Source organism: Pseudoalteromonas sp. K222D, from assembly GCF_017653575.1.
GTDB classification, from domain to species: domain Bacteria; phylum Pseudomonadota; class Gammaproteobacteria; order Enterobacterales; family Alteromonadaceae; genus Pseudoalteromonas; species Pseudoalteromonas nigrifaciens.
This window is the reverse complement of sequence record NZ_JAGGDL010000001.1, coordinates 328,922-349,283: the sequence shown is the minus strand read 5'-3', so window position 1 is coordinate 349,283 and position 20,362 is coordinate 328,922. Positions and strand designations below refer to the sequence as shown.

General features: G+C 39.9%; 19 protein-coding genes, 6 tRNA genes and 1 pseudogene. 23 read left to right on the top strand and 3 right to left on the bottom strand.

The window, feature by feature from the left end; all coding sequences use genetic code 11:
- Window positions 1-165, top strand: a pseudogene (locus J5X91_RS18060) (transposase); the annotation flags it as partial.
- A 308-nt stretch (window positions 166-473) separates the two neighbouring features.
- The gene (locus J5X91_RS01500; RefSeq protein WP_208833913.1) at window positions 474-1,088 is read left to right on the top strand and encodes a Fic family protein; all 615 of its coding nucleotides are present in this window, start codon (window positions 474-476) and stop codon (window positions 1,086-1,088) included.
- Here J5X91_RS01500 and J5X91_RS01495 read toward each other — a convergent pair.
- The 3 genes from J5X91_RS01495 to J5X91_RS01485 form a co-directional block, all read right to left on the bottom strand.
- Window positions 1,081-1,233, bottom strand: coding sequence for a hypothetical protein (locus J5X91_RS01495; protein WP_179808264.1), 153 nt, complete (start codon window positions 1,231-1,233; stop codon window positions 1,081-1,083). The genes J5X91_RS01500 and J5X91_RS01495 overlap by 8 nt on opposite strands.
- A 141-nt stretch (window positions 1,234-1,374) precedes the next feature.
- A tRNA-Pro gene (locus J5X91_RS01490) sits at window positions 1,375-1,451 on the bottom strand.
- Window positions 1,452-1,575: 124 nt separating this feature from the next.
- Window positions 1,576-2,199, bottom strand: coding sequence for an arylesterase (locus J5X91_RS01485; protein WP_011328552.1), 624 nt, complete (start codon window positions 2,197-2,199; stop codon window positions 1,576-1,578).
- Between J5X91_RS01485 and J5X91_RS01480 the strand changes: the two genes are divergently transcribed.
- From J5X91_RS01480 to J5X91_RS01380, 21 genes are all read left to right on the top strand, one after another.
- Window positions 2,200-2,913 carry an ABC transporter ATP-binding protein gene (locus J5X91_RS01480; RefSeq protein ID WP_011328551.1) on the top strand — a complete coding sequence of 238 codons (714 nt, stop codon included), beginning with the start codon at window positions 2,200-2,202 and terminating at the stop codon, window positions 2,911-2,913.
- Window positions 2,903-5,404, top strand: a complete 2,502-nt coding sequence (locus J5X91_RS01475; RefSeq protein ID WP_089368501.1) for an FtsX-like permease family protein — start codon at window positions 2,903-2,905, stop codon at window positions 5,402-5,404. Before J5X91_RS01480 ends, J5X91_RS01475 begins: the two co-directional genes overlap by 11 nt.
- Before the next feature lie 129 nt (window positions 5,405-5,533).
- Window positions 5,534-6,058: a crossover junction endodeoxyribonuclease RuvC gene (gene ruvC / locus J5X91_RS01470; RefSeq protein ID WP_011328549.1), complete on the top strand. Its 525-nt coding sequence runs from the start codon at window positions 5,534-5,536 to the stop codon at window positions 6,056-6,058.
- Between the two features lie 2 nt (window positions 6,059-6,060).
- Window positions 6,061-6,678 carry a Holliday junction branch migration protein RuvA gene (gene ruvA, locus J5X91_RS01465; protein WP_089368500.1) on the top strand — a complete coding sequence of 206 codons (618 nt, stop codon included), beginning with the start codon at window positions 6,061-6,063 and terminating at the stop codon, window positions 6,676-6,678.
- Between the two features lie 7 nt (window positions 6,679-6,685).
- Window positions 6,686-7,693 (top strand): Holliday junction branch migration DNA helicase RuvB, encoded by a 1,008-nt coding sequence (gene ruvB / locus J5X91_RS01460; RefSeq protein WP_011328547.1) that lies wholly within the window; start codon window positions 6,686-6,688, stop codon window positions 7,691-7,693.
- A 1,061-nt stretch (window positions 7,694-8,754) separates the two neighbouring features.
- The gene (gene tolQ, locus J5X91_RS01455; protein ID WP_041454480.1) at window positions 8,755-9,459 is read left to right on the top strand and encodes a protein TolQ; all 705 of its coding nucleotides are present in this window, start codon (window positions 8,755-8,757) and stop codon (window positions 9,457-9,459) included.
- Window positions 9,446-9,877: a protein TolR gene (tolR, locus tag J5X91_RS01450; RefSeq protein ID WP_041454479.1), complete on the top strand. Its 432-nt coding sequence runs from the start codon at window positions 9,446-9,448 to the stop codon at window positions 9,875-9,877. The genes tolQ and tolR overlap by 14 nt, the downstream gene beginning before the upstream one ends.
- Window positions 9,878-9,881: 4 nt before the next feature.
- Complete coding sequence (gene tolA / locus J5X91_RS01445; protein ID WP_011328544.1) at window positions 9,882-10,787, top strand: cell envelope integrity protein TolA; 906 nt, start codon at window positions 9,882-9,884, stop codon at window positions 10,785-10,787.
- Window positions 10,788-10,796: 9 nt separating this feature from the next.
- Window positions 10,797-12,155, top strand: a complete 1,359-nt coding sequence (gene tolB / locus J5X91_RS01440) for a Tol-Pal system beta propeller repeat protein TolB (protein ID WP_208833912.1) — start codon at window positions 10,797-10,799, stop codon at window positions 12,153-12,155.
- A gap of 35 nt (window positions 12,156-12,190) precedes the next feature.
- Window positions 12,191-12,733 (top strand): peptidoglycan-associated lipoprotein Pal, encoded by a 543-nt coding sequence (pal, locus tag J5X91_RS01435; RefSeq protein WP_011328542.1) that lies wholly within the window; start codon window positions 12,191-12,193, stop codon window positions 12,731-12,733.
- Between the two features lie 13 nt (window positions 12,734-12,746).
- On the top strand, window positions 12,747-13,493 hold the full coding sequence (gene ybgF / locus J5X91_RS01430) for a tol-pal system protein YbgF (protein ID WP_208833911.1): 747 nt from the start codon (window positions 12,747-12,749) through the stop codon (window positions 13,491-13,493).
- A 179-nt stretch (window positions 13,494-13,672) separates the two neighbouring features.
- Window positions 13,673-13,748, top strand: a tRNA-Lys gene (locus J5X91_RS01425).
- Between the two features lie 78 nt (window positions 13,749-13,826).
- Window positions 13,827-13,902 (top strand) — tRNA-Lys (locus tag J5X91_RS01420).
- Window positions 13,903-13,971: 69 nt separating this feature from the next.
- Window positions 13,972-14,047 (top strand) — tRNA-Lys (locus J5X91_RS01415).
- A gap of 85 nt (window positions 14,048-14,132) precedes the next feature.
- Window positions 14,133-14,208 (top strand) — tRNA-Lys (locus J5X91_RS01410).
- Window positions 14,209-14,353: 145 nt separating this feature from the next.
- A complete protein-coding gene (gene nadA, locus J5X91_RS01405; RefSeq protein ID WP_058373665.1) occupies window positions 14,354-15,394 on the top strand; it encodes a quinolinate synthase NadA in 1,041 nt (346 codons plus the stop codon).
- 203 nt (window positions 15,395-15,597) lie between these two features.
- Window positions 15,598-15,687, top strand: a tRNA-Ser gene (locus tag J5X91_RS01400).
- Between the two features lie 259 nt (window positions 15,688-15,946).
- Window positions 15,947-16,789: a WYL domain-containing protein gene (locus J5X91_RS01395; RefSeq protein ID WP_208833910.1), complete on the top strand. Its 843-nt coding sequence runs from the start codon at window positions 15,947-15,949 to the stop codon at window positions 16,787-16,789.
- Between the two features lie 138 nt (window positions 16,790-16,927).
- Window positions 16,928-19,336: a CRISPR-associated helicase/endonuclease Cas3 gene (gene cas3, locus J5X91_RS01390; protein WP_208833909.1), complete on the top strand. Its 2,409-nt coding sequence runs from the start codon at window positions 16,928-16,930 to the stop codon at window positions 19,334-19,336.
- Window positions 19,337-19,354: 18 nt separating this feature from the next.
- Complete coding sequence (cas6e, locus tag J5X91_RS01385; protein WP_086996199.1) at window positions 19,355-19,900, top strand: type I-E CRISPR-associated protein Cas6/Cse3/CasE; 546 nt, start codon at window positions 19,355-19,357, stop codon at window positions 19,898-19,900.
- A gap of 14 nt (window positions 19,901-19,914) precedes the next feature.
- The gene (locus tag J5X91_RS01380) at window positions 19,915-20,334 is read left to right on the top strand and encodes a type I-E CRISPR-associated protein Cse2/CasB (RefSeq protein WP_086996202.1); all 420 of its coding nucleotides are present in this window, start codon (window positions 19,915-19,917) and stop codon (window positions 20,332-20,334) included.
- Window positions 20,335-20,362: the final 28 nt, after the last annotated feature.

Genomic DNA, 20,362 nt, shown 5'->3' with positions numbered 1-20,362 from the left:
CAAAGAGTAAACATTACCCCCGAAAACTGGCTAAAACTCACCACACAATTTAGTCGCGTATTTCATGGTGCAGTAGGCAGGCCAGCGTCGCACGAAGGATACTGCGAACACCTAAACAGAAAGCGGCGCGCAAACGTTAGTAACTGCGAAAAACTACTGGCTTAAAGCGTTACTTCAAAAAGTTACCCGTTATTTCCCTTCACTGTGAAAGCACAGTATTTCGCATGCCTAAAAATGAATAAAAAGCCGTTAAATACGCTCTTATTCGAGTGAGTCGAAGTATCTTCAATATTTAGGACACTTTAAGCCAAACGATATTTATCTTAGTAAAAATTAAAGCGATTAATTATTAGAATGGGTGTCACATTAATTTTTTATTGTCAGTTTCGACTAATATCAAATGGACAACGCTAAAGGTTACTTGCATTGGTTGTTAAGCACTTTTACACTAATCATTTTACTGGCGTAATTTAATGACTAAATACGAGACTGATTCTATTGAAGCGCAATATCAACTAGGATCTGAAAAACTAGTTTTAGCGAACAAGTTAGCGATTGTTGATGTAGCAGAAATGGATGATGTTGAGGCCATTCTTTTAGTTAAACTATATGAAAAAACATTTACAATGGTTGCCCCAGAAGATGATGTTTTTTCTTTTCAAAATGTAGCTAATTGGCACAGACAGTGGCTAGGTAATGTATATGAATGGGCAGGTAAAATAAGAAGTATTGATATGGGCAAAGGCGGATTTCAGTTTATGTCACCTTTACAAATTGAAAAAAATATTAGGTTATTTGAAGATGAGTATTTATCTCGATTTAATAACTTACCAGAAATGACCGATGAAGAGTTTGTCTCGTTTATAGCGCAGAGCCATGTTGAGTTTATTTTAATTCATCCATTTCGTGAGGGTAACGGTAGGATAAGCCGTCTTTTAATGGATTTTTTGTGTAGCAAAGCAGGTAAAGGAACACTTGATTATAGTTTGTGGGATGAGCATAAAGACTTTTATTTTAAGTCAATTCAAGCGGGTGTAAACAGAGATTACCAACATATTGAAAGGCTTGAAAGGGATATAATTAAATAGCGAGTGAAAGAGACTCGTATTTGAGTTTATTTGCTTTTAGTTTTTTCTCAATTGTTTTAACTGTTGCACCAGTTTCGATGGCCGTAGAGCTAGCAACAGATCTTAAAATCATACTTTTTGTGATTTTTTTCTTATCTTTACTCATAATTGCCACCTCGTATAAATATATATCTGTAATTAACCTTACACCTAGATACTCGTGTTATCAATTAAAGTTATAAGTATTTTTTATGATAATATTGAAGGCTCGAGATTAAATTTGATTCTGAAATTAGATATTATTAATTGGTCGGTATGGAGAGATTCGAACTCTCGACCCCTGCCACCCCATGACAGTGCGCTACCAAGCTGCGCCACATACCGACTGAGGTTGCAATAGTACGTGTATTTTTTTAAAAATCAATAAGCATTTGTTTGTTTGAGTGTTTTTTGCGCAAGCAGGCTGAAAATAGTTTCCTTGCGCAATTAAAAGTAGTTAAGCATGGCGCTAGTCTTTATTTAACCACAGTTTGATCGTGTTATACATTTCGTCTCGTAGTATTGGTTGCGCAGTTTTGTTAGGGTGCAAGTTATCGTTTTGCATTAAGTCGTTTTGCCCAGCAACTTTAAGTACAAAAAAGTCCATAAGGTAAGCGTTTGTATTTTTACTTACTTGTGTAAAACTATCGGTAAACATTTTGCTGTAACGTGGCCCGTAATTAGGGGGAATATAAATTTCCATTAAAGCGCTGGTGGCATTGGCTGCTTGGCTTTTTTTGATTAATTCGGTTAAGTTAGCTTGTAGCTTACTCACCGGAAAACCACGTAAACCGTCGTTTGCGCCCAGCTCAATAAGTACATGAGTTGGTTGATACTGCGCTAGCAAAGCATCTACACGGCGCAGTGCGCCACCGGTTGTTTCGCCACTGATACTGGCATTAATAAGTTTGATATTACTTTGCTCAGCATCGTATTTATCTTGTAACAATTGTACCCAGCCTTGTTCTTGTTTAAGTCCGTAGGCTGCGCTTAAACTGTCACCAAGTATTAAAATGGTGTTATTAGCTGCTGCACTTAGTGGCTTGATAACTAAAAATAAAATGAATACAAAACGTAGGATTGAATGAGTCATATGTCAGCGCTTTCTCAATTAAATATAATTCAAGTAAATGGTTTGTCTAAAGTGGTATCTACCTTTGAAGGTGAGTTGCCCATCCTCAGCGACATCAGCTTTAATGTCAAGCATGGCGAATCTGTTGCGGTAGTGGGCACTTCTGGTTCTGGTAAATCTACGTTACTTAGTTTGTTAGCTGGGCTTGATACGGCGAGTGGCGGTGAAATATTTTTAGATGGCGAGCCGCTACATAATCTCGATGAAGAAGCGCGTGCTGGGCTGCGCGCCGCAAAAGTAGGCTTTGTATTTCAGTCGTTTATGTTAGTACAAAGTTTAACAGCGCTTGAAAACGTAATGCTACCCGCTGAACTTGCAGGGGAGCGCGACGCTAAACAGCAAGCACTTATTTTGCTAGAAAAGGTAGGTTTGGGTCATCGCATCGACCATTATCCGTCGCAACTCTCTGGTGGTGAGCAGCAACGCGTTGCTATTGCGCGGGCATTTATTGGCACGCCAAAAATACTGTTTGCCGATGAGCCTTCGGCAAACCTAGACAGTAAAAACGGTAAAATGATTGAGTCGTTATTATTTGATCTAAATTCGCAGCACGGTACTACGCTTATTTTAGTAACGCATGACGAGGCACTTGCACAAAAATGTCAGCATATTATTCAAATTGAAGGTGGCCGATTAGTAGAAAACTCAGCAGAGGAAATAGCAAATGTGGGCTAAGTTAGCGCTTAAGTTATTTTCGCGGGAGTTTCGCCGTGGTGAGCTTACGGTGATAAGTGCGGCTATAGCGCTTGCGGTACTTACCGTGCTTACTTTATCTATGGTTACCGAGCGTATTGCACAGAGCATTGCGCAAAAAAGTAGCGCCTTTATTGCCGCCGACCGAGTGCTTGGCAGTAATCACGTAATCGACACTTCTTATATAGCTAAAGCAGAGCAACAAAATTTAAAAACCGCACAAATGCTTTACTTCGACACCATGTTATTTGCCAACGACGAAATGCAATTTAGTTCGGTAAAAGCGGCTTCAAGTGGTTACCCGTTAAAGGGGCAACTTAAGGTTAAATCGAGCCTAAATGGAGAAACCGAAGTTGCTAACGGCGGACCAACACTTGGCAATGTGTGGCTTAGCGAGTCGGTATTTTATAGTTTAAATATAGATATAGGCGATGTAGTAGAGCTAGGTGCTGCATTATTTAACGTTGAAAAAGTAATTGTAGAAGAGCCCGACGCGCCTTTTAATGTGTTTTCGAGTAGCCGCAGGGTGCTTATAAACATTAACGACGTGGAAAAAACAGAAGTAATACAACCGGGTAGCCGAGTATTTTATCGTCAGCTTTATGCCGGCGATGAAAGCGATATAAATAGCTTTTACGATTGGCTAAAGCCACAGCTAAAAGAAAACCAGCAATGGTATGGCGTAAAAGATCGCCAATCGCCAATATCTAACAGTTTAAATCGTGCAGAAAGCTTTTTGTTGCTAGCAGGTTTACTGGGCATTATTTTAGCCGCAGTGGCAATTGCGGTATCTGCAAAGCGTTATTGTGAACGCCAATACGACCCAGTTGCTATGATGAAAACCTTAGGTGGTAGCCGCGCAATGATCCGCAAAATTTACCTTACACACTTATTAATGGTGTGTTTAATGGCGGTAACAGTGGGTTTATTAATTGGTTATGGTTTACAAGAAATTGCAACACATTATTTAGCAAAAAGCATGGGTACAACTTTGCCAATGGCGGGTTTTAAGCCGTGGTTAGTGGCAATTAGCACAGGTGTAATTTGTGCAGTGATGTTTTCTATCAAGCCGTTATTTGATTTATTTGATATTCCGCCACTGCGGGTGCTGCGCCGTAACTTAGGCGATAAACTAGCGGTAAGCCGGGTGCATTTAGCTATGAGTGCGTTTACCGTATTTTTACTGATGTGGTTATTTAGCAATAATATAAAAATCACCCTGATTTTGTTTGCCTCAACGCTTACTTTAATTGGCGTGTTATTTTTGGTGTCTAAAGTTATATTTGGTGGTGGCCGTAAATTGGGCTTAAAGCCGGGTAATAGTTGGTCGCTGGCAATTGCGTCAATTCAAAAGCGTGCAAATGTGAATGCAGTCCAGCTGATCAGCTTTTCCCTCGCTATTAAGCTATTACTATTTTTAGTGGTACTTAAAAACGACATGATAGCCGATTGGCAGTCGCAGTTACCAGACGATGCTCCCAATGCATTTTTAGTCAATATTACCCAAAACGAACTCGAGCCAATTAATACTTATTTGGCGCAAAAAAACATTCAGGTATCGGAGTTTTATCCCACCATTCGTGGCCGGGTAAATGCGGTAAATGGCGAGCTGGTAGCGCGAGAAGTATCATTGCAAGACAACGAGAAAAAAGATGAAGAGGCACGCGCTGGTATTGGTCGCGAGCTAAATTTAACCTGGCTTGAAACGCCGCCAGCGCAAAACGAAATAGTGCAAGGGCAGTGGTTTAATGAAAACACATTAGCAGAGGCATCCATTGAGGAGTCTATGCTTGAGCGTTTAGATGTTGAACTTGGCGACACGTTAACGTTTTTAATTGGTGCGCAGTCGTTTGACGCTAAAATTACCAGTGTGCGTAAAGTAAACTGGGCCACCCTTAAGCCAAACTTTTTTATTATTTTAAGCCCTGATGTGCTTAAAGACTTTCCGGCAACGTATATTTCGTCGGTACGTATTGAGCCTGATCAAAAACGCGACTTTAGCCAATTGCTGCGCAGCTATCCAACGGTTACCGCCATAGATGTAGGTAACTTTGTTAAACAAATACAATCAACCATAGAGCAAGTGTCACTTGCAATTGGCTTTGTACTTACTATTGTGGTGTTGTGTGGTGCACTGGTATTAATATCGCAAGTGCAAGCAAGCTTAGGCGAGCGCATGCAAGAAATTGTAATACTGCGCACACTTGGTGCAAAAAGCCGGCTTATTAAAAACGCCACTTTATATGAATTTTTATTGCTTGGTGGTTTGGCCGGCTTAGTTGCCGCTTTTTTTAGTGATATTGCACTATTAATTGTACAGCAGCAGTTATTTGATCTGGCGGGTAAATTACATCCACATATTTGGATAATAGGACCGGTGGCAGGTGGAGTGTTTGTAGCGGGGTTAGGCTATTTTATGATTGCTCGCACACTTAAGCAAAACACCCAAGGGCTGGTGCGTGCGTTAGGTTAAGTTGCCAATATTTAAGCAAAAGGAAAACGCCCACTTAAGTGGGCGTTTTTGTTTTATTGTTACTGGTAATTTATACAGTGCTCTGGCATTATTAGCCTAATTAACGAATAACAATAATGAGAGTGCTTTTTGGCCATAATTTTAGGGATTGATCCAGGCTCACGCTTAACTGGCTACGGTGTTGTAGCGCATCAGGGATCTAAATTCACTTATTTAGGCAGTGGTTGCATTAAATTAGCGGATCATGAGTTTCATATAAGACTTAAAATGATTTACCAAGGCATTACCCAGCTTATAGAGCAGTTTTCGCCAGAAACCTTCGCGATAGAAAAAGTGTTTATGGCGCACAATCCCGACTCAGCCTTAAAGCTAGGCCAAGCACGTGGTGCTGCTATTGTAGGCGCTGCAATGGCCGACTTACCAGTATTTGAATACTCAGCAAGGCAAATAAAACAAGCCGTAGTAGGCAATGGTGGCGCCGATAAAACTCAAGTACAGCATATGGTTAAAAACATTTTAAAACTACCTGGTACGCCACAAGCTGATGCCGCCGATGCACTGGCTATTGCTATTTGCCATGCGCACTCAGAACAAAATTTAATAAAACTAGCGGGTAGCGCAAGCAAAACCGTTAGAGGACGTTTAAGGAAATAACTATGATTGGTCGCTTAAATGGTATTTTAGTAGAAAAACAACCTCCCGAAATATTATTAGAGGTAAATGGTGTTGGCTACGAAGTGCAAATGCCAATGACCTGCTTTTACGACTTACCTAAAGTTGGCGAAAATGCCATTGTTTATACTCATTTTGTAGTACGCGAAGATGCACAACTATTGTTTGGCTTTAACAATAAAGTAGAGCGTGCTTTATTTAGAGAGTTATTAAAGGCCAATGGCGTAGGGCCAAAGCTAGGTTTAGCTATTTTGTCGGGTATGTCGGCGCAGCAATTTGTAAGCTGTGTAAATAACGAAGACTCCACAAGCTTAGTTAAATTACCCGGGGTAGGTAAAAAAACCGCCGAGCGGCTAGTACTCGAAATGAAAGACAGGTTAAAAAATTGGGGCAACGATTTATTCACCCCTTTCAGCGACAGTGCGGTTATTGAGCCGTTTAGCGACGCGACAATTGCTAATAATGCCGCCGATGATGCTGTGTCGGCTTTGGTGTCGCTAGGTTATAAATTGCCACAAGCGCAAAAAGCAGTAAAATCAGTAAGTAAACCCGATATGTCTACTGAGGTTCTTATTAAAGAATCTTTAAAATCAATGCTGTGAGTAACCTATGATCGAAGCTGATCGCTTAATTGACGCGACTGAAAAACCCAACGAAGACTCTATAGACCGTGCAATTAGGCCAAAATTACTCGCCGATTACCGTGGTCAACCGCATGTTAAACAGCAAATGGAAATTTTTATTGAAGCGGCCCGTAGCCGAGGCGAAGCACTCGATCACCTGCTTATTTTTGGCCCACCAGGTTTGGGTAAAACTACATTAGCTAATATTGTTGCCAACGAGCTGCAGGTAAATATAAAGGCAACCTCAGGGCCAGTGCTCGAAAAAGCCGGTGATTTAGCCGCATTGCTAACCAACCTTGAAGAAGGTGATGTATTATTTATTGATGAAATACACAGGTTAAGCCCACAAGTTGAAGAAATACTCTACCCAGCAATGGAAGACTACCAACTTGATATTATGATAGGTGAAGGCCCAGCAGCACGCTCGATAAAATTAGATTTACCCTCGTTTACGCTTATTGGCGCAACGACTCGCGCGGGTTCGTTAACCTCGCCACTGCGTGACCGCTTTGGTATTGTGCAGCGCTTAGAGTTTTATTCAGTAGAAGACTTATCGTACATAGTAGGGCGATCGGCGCATTTTCTTGATTTAGAAATGTGCGACGAGGGTGCAGTTGAAATTGCTAAACGCTCACGCGGTACCCCCCGTATTGCCAATAGATTACTACGCCGAGTGCGTGACTACACCCAAGTAAAGTCAGACGGTACGGTAAACGCCGAAGTGGCAGAGCTGGCACTTAATATGATAGATGTAGATAAAAGCGGTTTTGATTATATGGATCGTAAGTACTTACTCGCCATTATAGAAAAATTTATGGGCGGCCCAGTTGGGCTCGACAATATAGCTGCAGCTATTGGCGAGGAAAAAGAGACTATTGAAGATGTAATAGAACCCTTTTTAATTCAACAGGGCTTTATTCAGCGTACACCCCGTGGACGAATAGTGTCAGATAACGCATATCATCACTTTGGTTTACTACCAAAGCAAGACTAATAAAAAGCTATACCCAATTTAAAAAGCCATTGCGATTAATTAATTGCAATGGCTTTTTAGTTTATGCTTAGCCGTGTTTTATGTTGCTTTGCGCTGCCGTTATATTCATTCTATAGGCACGTTATTGGCGCTATACTTGGTGAGTTTTAATGTGGTTGGTATGCGTACTTAAATTTAGCAATAATTCACGATGCGTTAAGTCAATCAAGGTTATTGTGCCTGCGTTATATTGCTGGTGTTAACTAATAGGTGGTTTGCTGTGGCGCACTAGCTTAGGCTTTATGCAATTGTTATAAACGCTAAAGTTGTGATGCTAACTTAATACCTAGGTATTAATGTTATGAAGATTATTTATGGGCAAAAAAAAGCCCGCAAATAATGCGGGCAAACAACAAGTTGAAGGAAGTAATCTTGGGAACTCTATTTTACTTACTTAGGTTTTATCCTAAAAAAGTAAAACAATGTAATACGATGAAATGTCATATTACGAAGAACTGGGTGCAATGAAAACTTTCATTTAATGCGTTAGTTCGGTATGAGGTAATAATACCGAAGAGTTGTTTTTTGTTCAAACTAGAAAATTTATAATTTCAGATAAAAAAAACTAATCTGAATGCTTTTTATGAATGTTCAATTATTGCACGTTAATTAATCGTTAACATTATAACTTTATGAAATTATTTGCTTATATTGTATTTTGCAGTAAATTTCGGTATTAGTTTTACTATTACGTTAAAGTAAACCTTAGGTTGTTTTGCGTGCTTATGCTTATATTTTGAATAAACAGCTAATTTAACTGAGTGTTACCTTTATAATAGCGCATTAATAAACACTAATATTAATTACGCAATTATAATAAACGGGTTATTTTACGGTTTAATAAAAATAAAAGAATTTTTTAACGTTTTTTGTTGTCTATTCATAGCAAGATCGTTGTAAGCGGGAAATACACTATATACACTAGCTACAATTTTAGACGCTTACCCTTTGTAGTTCTGGTGTAAGGTCATATTATCCAAATAAATCAATTTGATGTGTTTTTAATTTTTTAGGAGTTTAACGTGGGATCAGGGCTTAATTTTTTAGATCTAATTCTAGAAGCAAGTTTGCTTGTGCAACTAGTGATGCTAGCGTTAGTAGCGATGTCGGTAATGTCGTGGGCTATTATTTTTCAGCGTAAAAAAGCAATCTCAGACGCTTTAAGCAATGCCAAAAAGTTCGAACAAAAGTTTTGGTCTGGAATTGATTTAAGTAAGCTGTATAGCGAAATTTCATCACGTAGTGGGCAATCAAAAGGTATAGAAGCATTATTTACCGCTGGCTTTAAAGAGTTTGCACGTCATAAAAAAAATACATTTCAAAGTGCTGGCATTGTTATGGAAGGCACACATCGCTCCATGCGCGTGGCGCTTTCGCGTGAGGTAGAAAAATTAGAATCAAGTTTGTCATTTTTAGCAACCGTGGGCTCAATTAGTCCATATATAGGCTTGTTTGGTACAGTATGGGGCATAATGAATGCCTTTATTGCACTGGGCGAAGTTAAGCAAGCTACGCTACAAATGGTAGCACCAGGTATTGCTGAAGCGTTGATTGCTACTGCAATGGGTTTATTTGCAGCTATTCCAGCTGTTATTGCTTATAACCGTTTTGCTAATAAAGTTGAAAAATTAGAAACGCATTACATTAACTTTATGGAAGAGTTTGCTAATATCCTACACCGTCAAGCAGCTACTCAAATAGAGGCCCAAGCGAATGTATCAGCGTAAAAAGCGCCGTCCGGTCGCAGAAATTAATGTAGTGCCTTACATTGATGTAATGTTGGTACTACTAATTATATTTATGGCTACAGCACCTCTCATTACTCACGGTGTTAAAGTTGACTTACCAAAAATGGAAGAGTCAGACTTAGTTGATACTAAAGATACGCCACCTATTATTGCCTCTATAGATGCTGATGGCCGATACTATGTAAGCGTAGGCACCGACCCTGAAGAGCCAATGGAAGCGCTAGATGTAGCTGCCGTAATTAAGTTACAGCTGATGAAAAATCCAGATGTACCTGTAATGATAAAAGGCTCGGGCAAAGTGTCATATCAAGAAGTATTACTATTAATGGACTTTTTAAAAAGAGCAGGCGTGCCATCGGTAGGGTTAATGACAGAATCCTTTGAGGGGACGAAGTAGCCTTATGCAAACACCATTAATTAAATCAGTACTTTTACATGTGGCATTAGGTGGGTTTTTGTATGCCACCGCAAATATTCATCCGCCAGCGCCTAAGGTAATGGAAGTTACACTTAATTCGGCTATTCCCGATGTAGATAAAGCGGTGTCTGCGGTAACGGTTGATCAAAAACAGGTTGAGCAAAAAATTGCGCAACTTAGAAAAAAAGAAGACGATCAAAAGCGAGCTGAAGACAAACGTATTCGCGATTTAGAGCGCAGAGCTAGTAATGCGCGCAAAGAGCGAGAATCAGAAGCACGACAAATTAAAAAGTTAGAGCAACAGCGTAAAGCCAAAGAGAAAGAAACGGCAGAGGCGCAAGCACAAGCTAAAAAAGCACGTGCCATAGAGCAGCAAGAGCGTGCTAAAGCTAAGCAAGCCGAAAAGCAAAAGCAAGAGTCTGAAAACGCTGCAAAGGCTGCCGCTGATAAACGCAAAGCTGAGGAAGATGCGCTTAAAAAAGCACAAGCTGAACGCAAAAAACGCGAAGCAGAAGCCGAACGTAAGCGTGAGCAAGCAATGCAAGAGCAAATGTTACAAGAGCAACTTGCTAAAGAGCAGGCTGCCCGCAGTAAAATACGCCAACAACAAGTAGTGAGTGAAGTAGATAAGTACCGTGCATTAATAATGGCACGTATACAGCAAAACTTACTTATTGACGAAAAAATGAAAAATCAGCAGTGCCGAGTTAACATTCGTTTAGGCTTTAATGGCTTAGTAACGCAAGTGACTTCATTAGGCGGCGATAGATTAGTGTGTGAAGCTGCATTAAGAGCGGTGCGTATGGCCGACACATTACCGGTATCAAAAGATAAAGACGTATTCGACCAACTTAAGAATATAAATTTAACAATCAAGCCAGAATTTTAAAGGAATGATATGTTCAGCAAAGTAAAAGTAGCCTGTTTAATTTTATTATTGGGTTTTCAGGGCGTTGCAAATGCAGCTCTGGAAATTGTAATAACAGAGGGTATAGATGGCGCACGACCAATTGCTATTGTGCCATTTAAGTATCAAGGTATTGGCCCTATTCCACAAAAAATCAGCGAAGTTATTGCTGCAGATTTAATGCGCAGTGGTAAATTTAAGCCTGTAGATGTAGCACAAATGCCGCAACAGCCAAGTAAAGATAGCGATATTAACTATGCTTCTTGGGTAAACAAAGGAGTAGAGGCGATATTAGTTGGCGAAGTTGAGCAGCAATCTAATGGCCGCTACTTGGTGCGTTATGAACTGGTTGATGTTATTCGTGGGCAAATTACCGGTGGTCAAACGCAAATGATGACTAACGGTAAATTGATTAAAAACCAAGACCATATTTTAGAAGCACGTGAAAGTATTATTAGCGACACCGGCTTTCGTCGTTATTCACACCGTATAAGTGATGTGATTTACGAAAAGCTAACCGGTGAAAAAGGCGCATTTTTAACTAAAATAGCCTATGTTATAGTACGCGATAATGACGACAGACCTTATCAACTGGTAGTTTCTGATTACGATGGTTTTAATGAGCAAGTATTACTGCGCTCTAAAGAGCCGTTAATGTCGCCAGCATGGTCGCCCGATGGCACTAAGTTAGCCTATGTAACGTTTGAAAATCGTCAGAGCCAAATTTACATTCAAGACCTATACTCAGGTAAACGTGAATTGGTTACTAGTTACCCTGGTATTAACGGTGCACCGCAGTTTTCGCCCGATGGTAAAAAGTTACTATTAGTACTTTCAAAAGATAAAACCGGTGCAACCGAAGTTTATTTACTAGACTTAGTAACACGCAAAGAAACGCGTCTTACTCGTCATCGCAGTATAGATACAGAGCCATCGTGGCATCCTAATGGCCAAGATATTGTATTTACATCTGAAAGGGGTGGTAATGCCCAGATTTATAAGTTAAATTTAAAAACTGGCAGAACACAAAGATTAAGCTTTGACGGTGATATGAACCTAGCAGGTTCAATAACACCCGATGGCAAAGAATTAGTGATGGTTAACCGTACCAACGGGCAGTACCATCTTGCTAAAAAAGAGCTGGCTACAGGTGCGTTTCAAGTATTAACACGAACTCGCCTTGATGAATCACCGAGTATAGCGCCAAATGGCTCGATGATTATATATAGCACGCTTCATAATAATAAACAGGTACTTGCGCTGGTATCGATGGACGGTCGCTTTAAAGCACGGTTACCTGTGCTAGACGGACAAGTAAAGGCGCCAGCTTGGTCGCCATATTTACAGTAATAATTGCTGGTTTACTCAAAATAGGAATCTACTCAATGCAACTTAATAAAATACTTAAAGGCCTGCTAATTGCTGTGCCAGTAATGGCTTTAGCAGCTTGTAGCTCATCTTCAGATATAGATGAAGGCGCAGCTAACCAATCAAATCAAGGTATGGTTGAGCAATCAACAAATACTGACACAGTTGAAGTAGCGACAATTTCGCCAGAGCAACGTGCAGAAGAGCAACTTCGTCAAAAATACGAAGCACTTCGTCAAGAGCAAGTAATTTACTTTGATTTTGATAAAGCGACAGTTGAAGGCAAGTACGCTGATTTATTACGCGCACACGCTGAGTTTTTAGTTCAAAACTCATCTGTTAAAGTACTTATTGAAGGCCACGCAGATGAGCGCGGTACGCCAGAGTACAATATTGCACTAGGTGAGCACCGTGGCCAAGCAGTTGAAAAATACCTACAAAGCTTAGGTGTTTCTGCAAGCCAAATGTCAGTGGTAAGCTACGGTGAAGAGAAACCTATGGTTAAATCTCGCACTGAATCAGCTTTCGCTAAAAACCGCCGTGCGGTACTAGTTTACTAAGATAAGAGATATTATGAAGCCGAAAATTATTTTGGCAGCCATGATATTGAGCGGGAGCACCCAGTTAATGGCTGCTCCCGCTCCTGTTTCAGAAGCTGCAAGTTCACAATCGAGTATTGAAAAGCGTTTAGCGTCGTTAGAGAACATGATGCAACAACGTAACTTTTTACAAGTTGAGTTACAGCAACAGCTTAATTTATTGCAAGATGAAGTGAGCCAAATTCGTGGTGTAACCGAAGAGCAAAGTTATAAGCTAGAAAAAGTGCTGCAGCGTCAGCGCGAGCTTTATCAAGAAATTGAAAACCGCGTAAGCCAAGCTTATAGTCAACCGGCTGTCACAGCGCCTGGAGTTGATCACACGCAAGCAAGCGATACTCAGACATACAGTGCCGATTTATCTGAAAACGAAGCATACGAGCGTGCTGTTGCGTTAATAATGAAAGATAAACGCTATGATCAGGCGATCCCAGAGTTTCAAACTTTTTTAACTACCTACCCAAATTCTGTGTATGCATCAAATGCACATTATTGGCTTGGGCAGCTGCTCACGATAAAAAATAACCCAGCTAAAGCAACGGAGCATTTTAAAGTGGTGGTTAATGAATTTCCAAATTCAAATAAGCGCCCAGATGCCATGTTAAAGTTAGGCACTTTGCTACAAGAGCAAAATTTAGCAGCCGAAGCGCAAAAAATACTGAACGATTTAATTAATCAGTATCCAAGTACCACTGCTGCAAAATTGGCCACAAAGCGCTTATAAAATTAATACAAGAGACTTGATTAGGCTGCTTTTTGTCATAAGCGGTCTAAAATTGTTCAGCTAAGCATAAAAACTTAAAAAAAGAGACAATTTCGGTTGCACTCATTTTATAAATAAGTATTATAAGCGCCCGCAGCAAACGAATGGTTACCCCACTCGAAATGCGACAAAAATAGAGCGGGTCATTAGCTCAGTTGGTAGAGCAGTTGACTTTTAATCAATTGGTCGATGGTTCAAATCCATCATGACCCACCATTATATTTATAGTAATAATGGTCTATTATCGGCGGATTTACGTAAGCTTAATTAATTATTAAATTAAGTACCCAGAGCGGGGCATTAGCTCAGTTGGTAGAGCAGTTGACTTTTAATCAATTGGTCGATGGTTCAAATCCATCATGCCCCACCATTCTTTATATTTAAGAATGGCTGGAGTCGGCGGATTTACGTAAGCTTAATTAAATTAAGTGCATAGAGCGGGGCATTAGCTCAGTTGGTAGAGCAGTTGACTTTTAATCAATTGGTCGATGGTTCAAATCCATCATGCCCCACCATTCTATGAGCAGTGAAAGTAAAGTATTAGTCGGCGGATTTACGCAATCAACTAACTAGCAAGCCTTGCTAATTAGTTATCAAAGGGGGGCATTAGCTCAGTTGGTAGAGCAGTTGACTTTTAATCAATTGGTCGATGGTTCAAATCCATCATGCCCCACCATTTTTAGACAATCCCTTCTTAATAGCGTCTTTTTAAAACTTCAACTTTTTATTTATAAACACCTTGAGCAGATAGCTGTTATTTAGCTTTATATTCTCGTATAATTCATCGTAATTAATGCAATATAGATGAAGTGGTCGAGAACATGAGTCTAGCTCAAACTATTATGCCTGAAGGCTATATTTTCCCTCCTAAGCCAGCACCGTTAACACAAAACGAACAAGGCGAATACAAAGCACGTATAAAGCAACTACTGCAAGAAAAAAATGCCGTATTAGTTGCCCATTACTATACCGATCCTGAAATACAAGCACTAGCCGAAGAAACCGGCGGCTGCGTTGCCGACTCGCTAGAAATGGCGCGTTTTGGTACACGCCACGATGCCGACATGATCATTGTAGCGGGTGTGCGTTTTATGGGTGAAACCGCAAAAATATTAACGCCTAACAAAACCGTGGTTATGCCAACGCTCGAAGCGACTTGTTCGTTAGACATAGGTTGCCCGGTAGATGAATTCTCAGCGTTTTGCGATCAGCACCCCGACCGCACAGTAGTAGTGTATGCAAATACTTCTACCGCAGTAAAAGCGCGTGCAGATTGGATTGTAACCTCATCGTGTGCACTGGAAATTGTTGAGCACTTAGATGAACTAGGTGAAAAAATAATTTGGGGCCCAGACAAGCACCTAGGTAGCTATATTCAAAAGAATACCGGCGCTGATATGATCATGTGGAATGGTGCATGTATCGTTCATGACGAGTTTAAAACTAAAGCTCTAAAAGACATGAAAGCGCTGCACCCAGATGCGGGCGTACTCGTACACCCAGAGTCGCCAGAGGAAATTGTTGCCCTTGCTGATGCAGTTGGTTCAACCAGCCAGTTAATAAAAGCAGCGCAAACAATGAGCAACAAAAAGTTTATTGTAGCAACTGACCGCGGTATTTTTTATAAAATGCAGCAACTATGCCCAGACAAAGAATTCTTCGCCGCTCCAACTGCCGGTGAAGGCGCTTCATGTAAAACATGTGCGCATTGCCCTTGGATGGCAATGAACGGCTTAAAAGCGATTGAAGAAGCTCTGATAGACCCCAAAGGTAAAGAAGTTTTTGTTGACATGGACTTACGCGAAGGCGCACTTAAATCACTTAACCGCATGCTCGACTTTACCGCCACAATGGCAAAGTAAAATTAACGAATATAAAAACGCACGTTAAGTTAACGCTTAAAAAACGGTTATGCCACCCGCATAGCCGTTTTTTGTGCACAGCATAAAAAATATGAATGATAAGTGAGCAGTTAAAAGCTCAAAACTAAAAATGCCTTGCACCTATGGCGGCTATTTCATACTATAGCGCGCTTGTTGCACTACCTAGTATGTAGCAACGCCGTGGAGGGATGGCTGAGTGGCTGAAGGCGCACGCCTGGAAAGTGTGTTTAGGTTAATCCCTAACGAGGGTTCGAATCCCTCTCCCTCCACCATTATTCAATATCAGGACGTCTTATGACGTCCTTTTTTGTGCCTGTAATAAATATAAATCAATGGCTTGGCGTTTCACCTCGTCCCATGCTGTTTCACCCAAGCTAAGGTTTTTAGTATACCTGATAGTATACCCAGAGAAATGATCCACGCTCAGGTATACCAAAAAAAGAATTAATACAGCACACAGGCTTGGCTTAGAGTTGCAATAATAATTTATTTTGATACTTTGTAAGTAGGAATCTTCAGCTAAGGAAAAGCATGAGCCTGCAACTAAGCTACGACGTCGTTCAACGTTTTTATTTCATAGAACTTATTATTTTTTGGGAAGGGCGGCTGACCACTAATCACCTGCAACAGCATTTTAATATTAGTCGTTCAAGTGCATCTAAATATATTCAAGATTACCTTCAATGTTACCCTCATTCATTAGTTTATAACGCTTCCAAAAAAGGGTATGAGCAAACCGCGAAGTTTACACCCACTCAGGGTTTAAGTGACTTAGGCAGCTATTTAAATATCACAGCACAAAGTATGCAAAGCCACGCATTAAACCATTTTACCAGCATGGCATCGCCACTCGTGCCGGTACAGCCCAGCAAGGTAATGGGAATTTTACAGGCGCTAAAGTATAAACAACGCATTGATGTAGGGTATGTGTCGTTATCGAGCCCCGAGTTTGAGTCGCGCATAATTAGCCCGCATAACCTTGTTTTTGACGGCAGCCGCTGGCATGTGCGCGCCTATTGTGAAAAAAACCGCGACTTTCGCGATTTTGTATTAACCCGTTTTAATGGCGATTGTGAGATTGAAGGCGATGCATTATTTGCTCAACATCACGACACATTATGGCAAACAATACTCAATGTGAGTATAGAGCCCGACCCACGGTTAACTCCAAATAAAGCGCATATTATTGCTCTCGATCACCAAATGACTTTACAACCTAATGGACTCTATAAACGCACCTTGCAAGTACGTGCCGCCTTATTACTTTATCTTTTAAAACAACTACGTGTAGATAGTTATCAAGCAAACCCAGCCGCGCAGCAAATAATATTAAGTCCAGATTGCTTAGCTGAGTTACAGCCTTACATGCCATAACTTTAAAGAGCAAGCTAACGGTTTAAGTTATTAAAAAACCTGCCTAAAAATACGACAGGTGATAAACGTACAGTGTTGCTCATAAACCTAGCAAGCAGTAGGGTAAACAAAAATAAATAACAAGGAAGGGAAAATATAATGGGTATACCAAGTTATTTTAAATACTGGGGAAAAGCAAAGCGAGATCCGCTGCAAAACGGCGCTGATTATCACTTGCTGGTTTATCACTGTTTGGATGTGGCAGCGGTAGTCGATATATGGCTAGATGAATCAAGTGTCATTTTAAAACAAATCGCGCAACAAATTAATTGCTCCCAATCTGAAGCTAAAGCAATCGTATTATTTTATGTTTTACTCCATGACTTAGGTAAATTTGATGCTCGCTTTCAAAATTTTGCTGAAGAAATAAGAATAGAATTACAAGGCAATGAATTCGAAGTTGAGCCAGAAAAGTATGCCCATGGGTCGCATGGTTACCTGCACTTTATTCAGCAATATGGACATAATGAAGCAATGAAAGCGGTTGCTGGACATCACGGTTTTTGCGACGCATCAATTGATCGTAATTTAATTGACCCAGACGCGGATGAAGAATTAGTAGAGCTTGATAAACAAGCGCGGCAAGATTGGATTGATTTTTGTCTCACGTTTACAGGTTTAACCGCAATTCCTGATGTTGGCGATATTCCAATGCTTGCTGGTCTGTGCAGTGTAGCTGATTGGATTGGCTCTTCTATAACCAATTTCACTAAAGATCAAACGCTTAACATAAAAAAGTATTATAAAAAAGCACTGCCAAGAGCAAAAGACGCATTACTTGAATCAGGTGTGCTAAACAAGATTAACGGTTCAGGCTTTGACTTTTTATTTACCCCATATCAACCTCGAGGAATTCAAACCTTACTAGCTAAACTACCTTTAAAAACAGGCTTAACGGTGGTTGAGTCTGATACGGGATCAGGTAAAACTGAGTTTGCATTGGCTTATGCTTCAATGTTAATTGAGCAAAAGATAGCTGATGGTATTGTTTTTGGGCTTCCTACACAAGCAACGGCAAATGGATTATTTGATCGGATTGGCGAAGCCGCCTTTAAACTTTTTCCGGATAGCACACTTACCCTCGCTCATGGTAAATCAAAGTATTTATTCCCAGATGAAAATGGCTTTTTACATCAATCAAATAAACGCGCTTTTTTGGGTTCTATGTCGGTAGCAACAGTCGATCAGATTTTAATGGGTGTTTTAGGCATAAAACATCAGTTTATACGTTCGTTTGGTACACGAAAATCAGTATTAATTCTTGATGAAATTCATAGTTTTGATGCATACATGTATGCACTGATTGATAAAGTTATTAAGGGGCAACATCAAGCATTTTCTAACGTTATTTTATTATCAGCTACGTTATCTTTATCGTTAAAAAATAAATTACTAAAACCTTATGCAGGTAGAGCAAAAAGCAATGCGTATCCACTCGTAACGCATGTTGATTTAGACGGTAACACCCAAGAATACTCACTGGAATCATCTGATAAAAAGAAATATATAACGATTGAAAATTGGTTCTCAGAAGATTTATTGCCTTCCTCTGAGCAACAAATAACATTATTAGAGCATGCCAAAGCAGGTGCCGTTATTGGTGTTATTTGTAATACAGTTGCGGACGCACAAGGCTTATATACTCAATTGAAACGTTTAGCAGCAGAAAGGGAGATTGAAGTTGATCTATTTCATGCACGCTACACTTATGCAGATAGAGCAAAAATAGAAAATGAAGTTCTACAAACTTATGGCAAAAACGCACCTCGTAAAGGGCGTATTTTAGTTGCAACTCAAGTTGTTGAGCAGTCACTTGACTTAGATTTTGACATTATGGTTAGTCAAATAGCCCCAATAGAGTTTTTAATGCAGCGTATGGGGAGGTTGTGGCGACATAATCGTATTAATACGTCACTCCACACTCGTTGTAATAGAATAAAAAAGCCAACATTTATTACTTTATTACCAAGCCAGAAGATTAGTAATTGGAGCAGTCATTACCAGGGTAGTGGCTTTGTGTATAGAAACATCCGAGTGCTTTTTAGAACCGAGCAGTATTTGCAGCAAACAGACACTTTAATTTTCCCAGATTGCTATCGTCAGGCAATTGAATATGTACATGCTGAACAACCATACCCAAATGAGGCGTTAGAGCTAACTAACTTATACGATAAGTACCAAATTGAGCAAGAAGGCTCAGCTTATACAGCAAAAATGTACAGTGTACTTGATTCAAAGCCGTTAACAGATGTCGATCCTCGTTGCGCATTATTAACCCGCGAAGGTGAAATGACGGCAACGGTTGTGCTTATTGACGAGCAAGGTGGGTTATTACATGGAGGTGACTATAAAGAACAACAAGACAGAGAGCGTAGTACCGTTGCCATTGCTAAAAAGTATGCTAAAGGCAAGCAAGACAGTGATTTTCATTGCATCAAAGCAGTAGTAAACAAAGACATTGAATACGGCGAGTTAGGTGTTGTATTACCTAATTTGAAAAAACAATAAATTTAAAAAGGAGGCTCTATGTTCATATCTATGGTGGCATTAAATACGGCCGATAGTTATTTACAACATCAGGCAATTTGGAGTTTATTTCCAAAAACACCAGATAGAAAACGTGACCATTTATTTAGAGTTGAAAATAAGTCAGATTCAGGCCAGGTAACCGTGCTCTTACAGTCAAGTACTCAACCAAAAAGTAGTGATAGTGCAAAGGTATTACAGAGCAAGGAGTTCGCACCTCAATTAAACAATGAAGAGTTTTATAAATTTAAGTTATTAGCATACCCAACTAAGTGCATTAGCCAAGGCAAGCGAGTTGTAGAAATTCATGATGAAGACCTACAAGTAGAATGGCTGCATAAAAAGTTATCGGGTGCCAATGTTAATGTAACCGCGATAGATAGCGTATTAGTGAAAAGTAAAAAAAGCTTTAATAGCCGTTATGTTTGCTTTGAAGGGATTTTACAAGTTACTAATGCAGAACAAGTTTATCAGGCTTTAATTATGGGTATTGGTCGACAAAAACACGCCGGCGCAGGTTTATTGTCTTTGGCTAAAGCCAGTTAATTTAAGGAATACTTATGTACAACAGAATATATACAGCCTACTTAAATTTAACGAAAGGCGATCAGGCTGAACTTAAGCGCTGTAACTTAAAAAAGTTAGCTAATTGTCCTGCATATTTTCGCGTTTTAAAATTTTCAGGAGCACAAGATAATGCGCAGACGCAGCGTATTTTATTTTTACTCGTATCTATTAAAGTCACAGCAGATCCAGAATCAGATTCGGTCGCTCTTGCGCTTTTAAAAGCGGGTGTAAAAGAAACGCAAATTATTCAAATTACACGCAGTGGTGATAATGCAATTGAATACTTAAAACGACAACTTATCCGGTGTGAAAATATAAGTTTATCTAGTTTAGGGAAGTTAGCTCAATATTGGGGAGAGCAAGCAAGACGCGAGCTTTTAAAAGAGTTTATTTTGGCACAAATTGACGATTAGTTTGGTAACACTCATTTTATAAAAATTA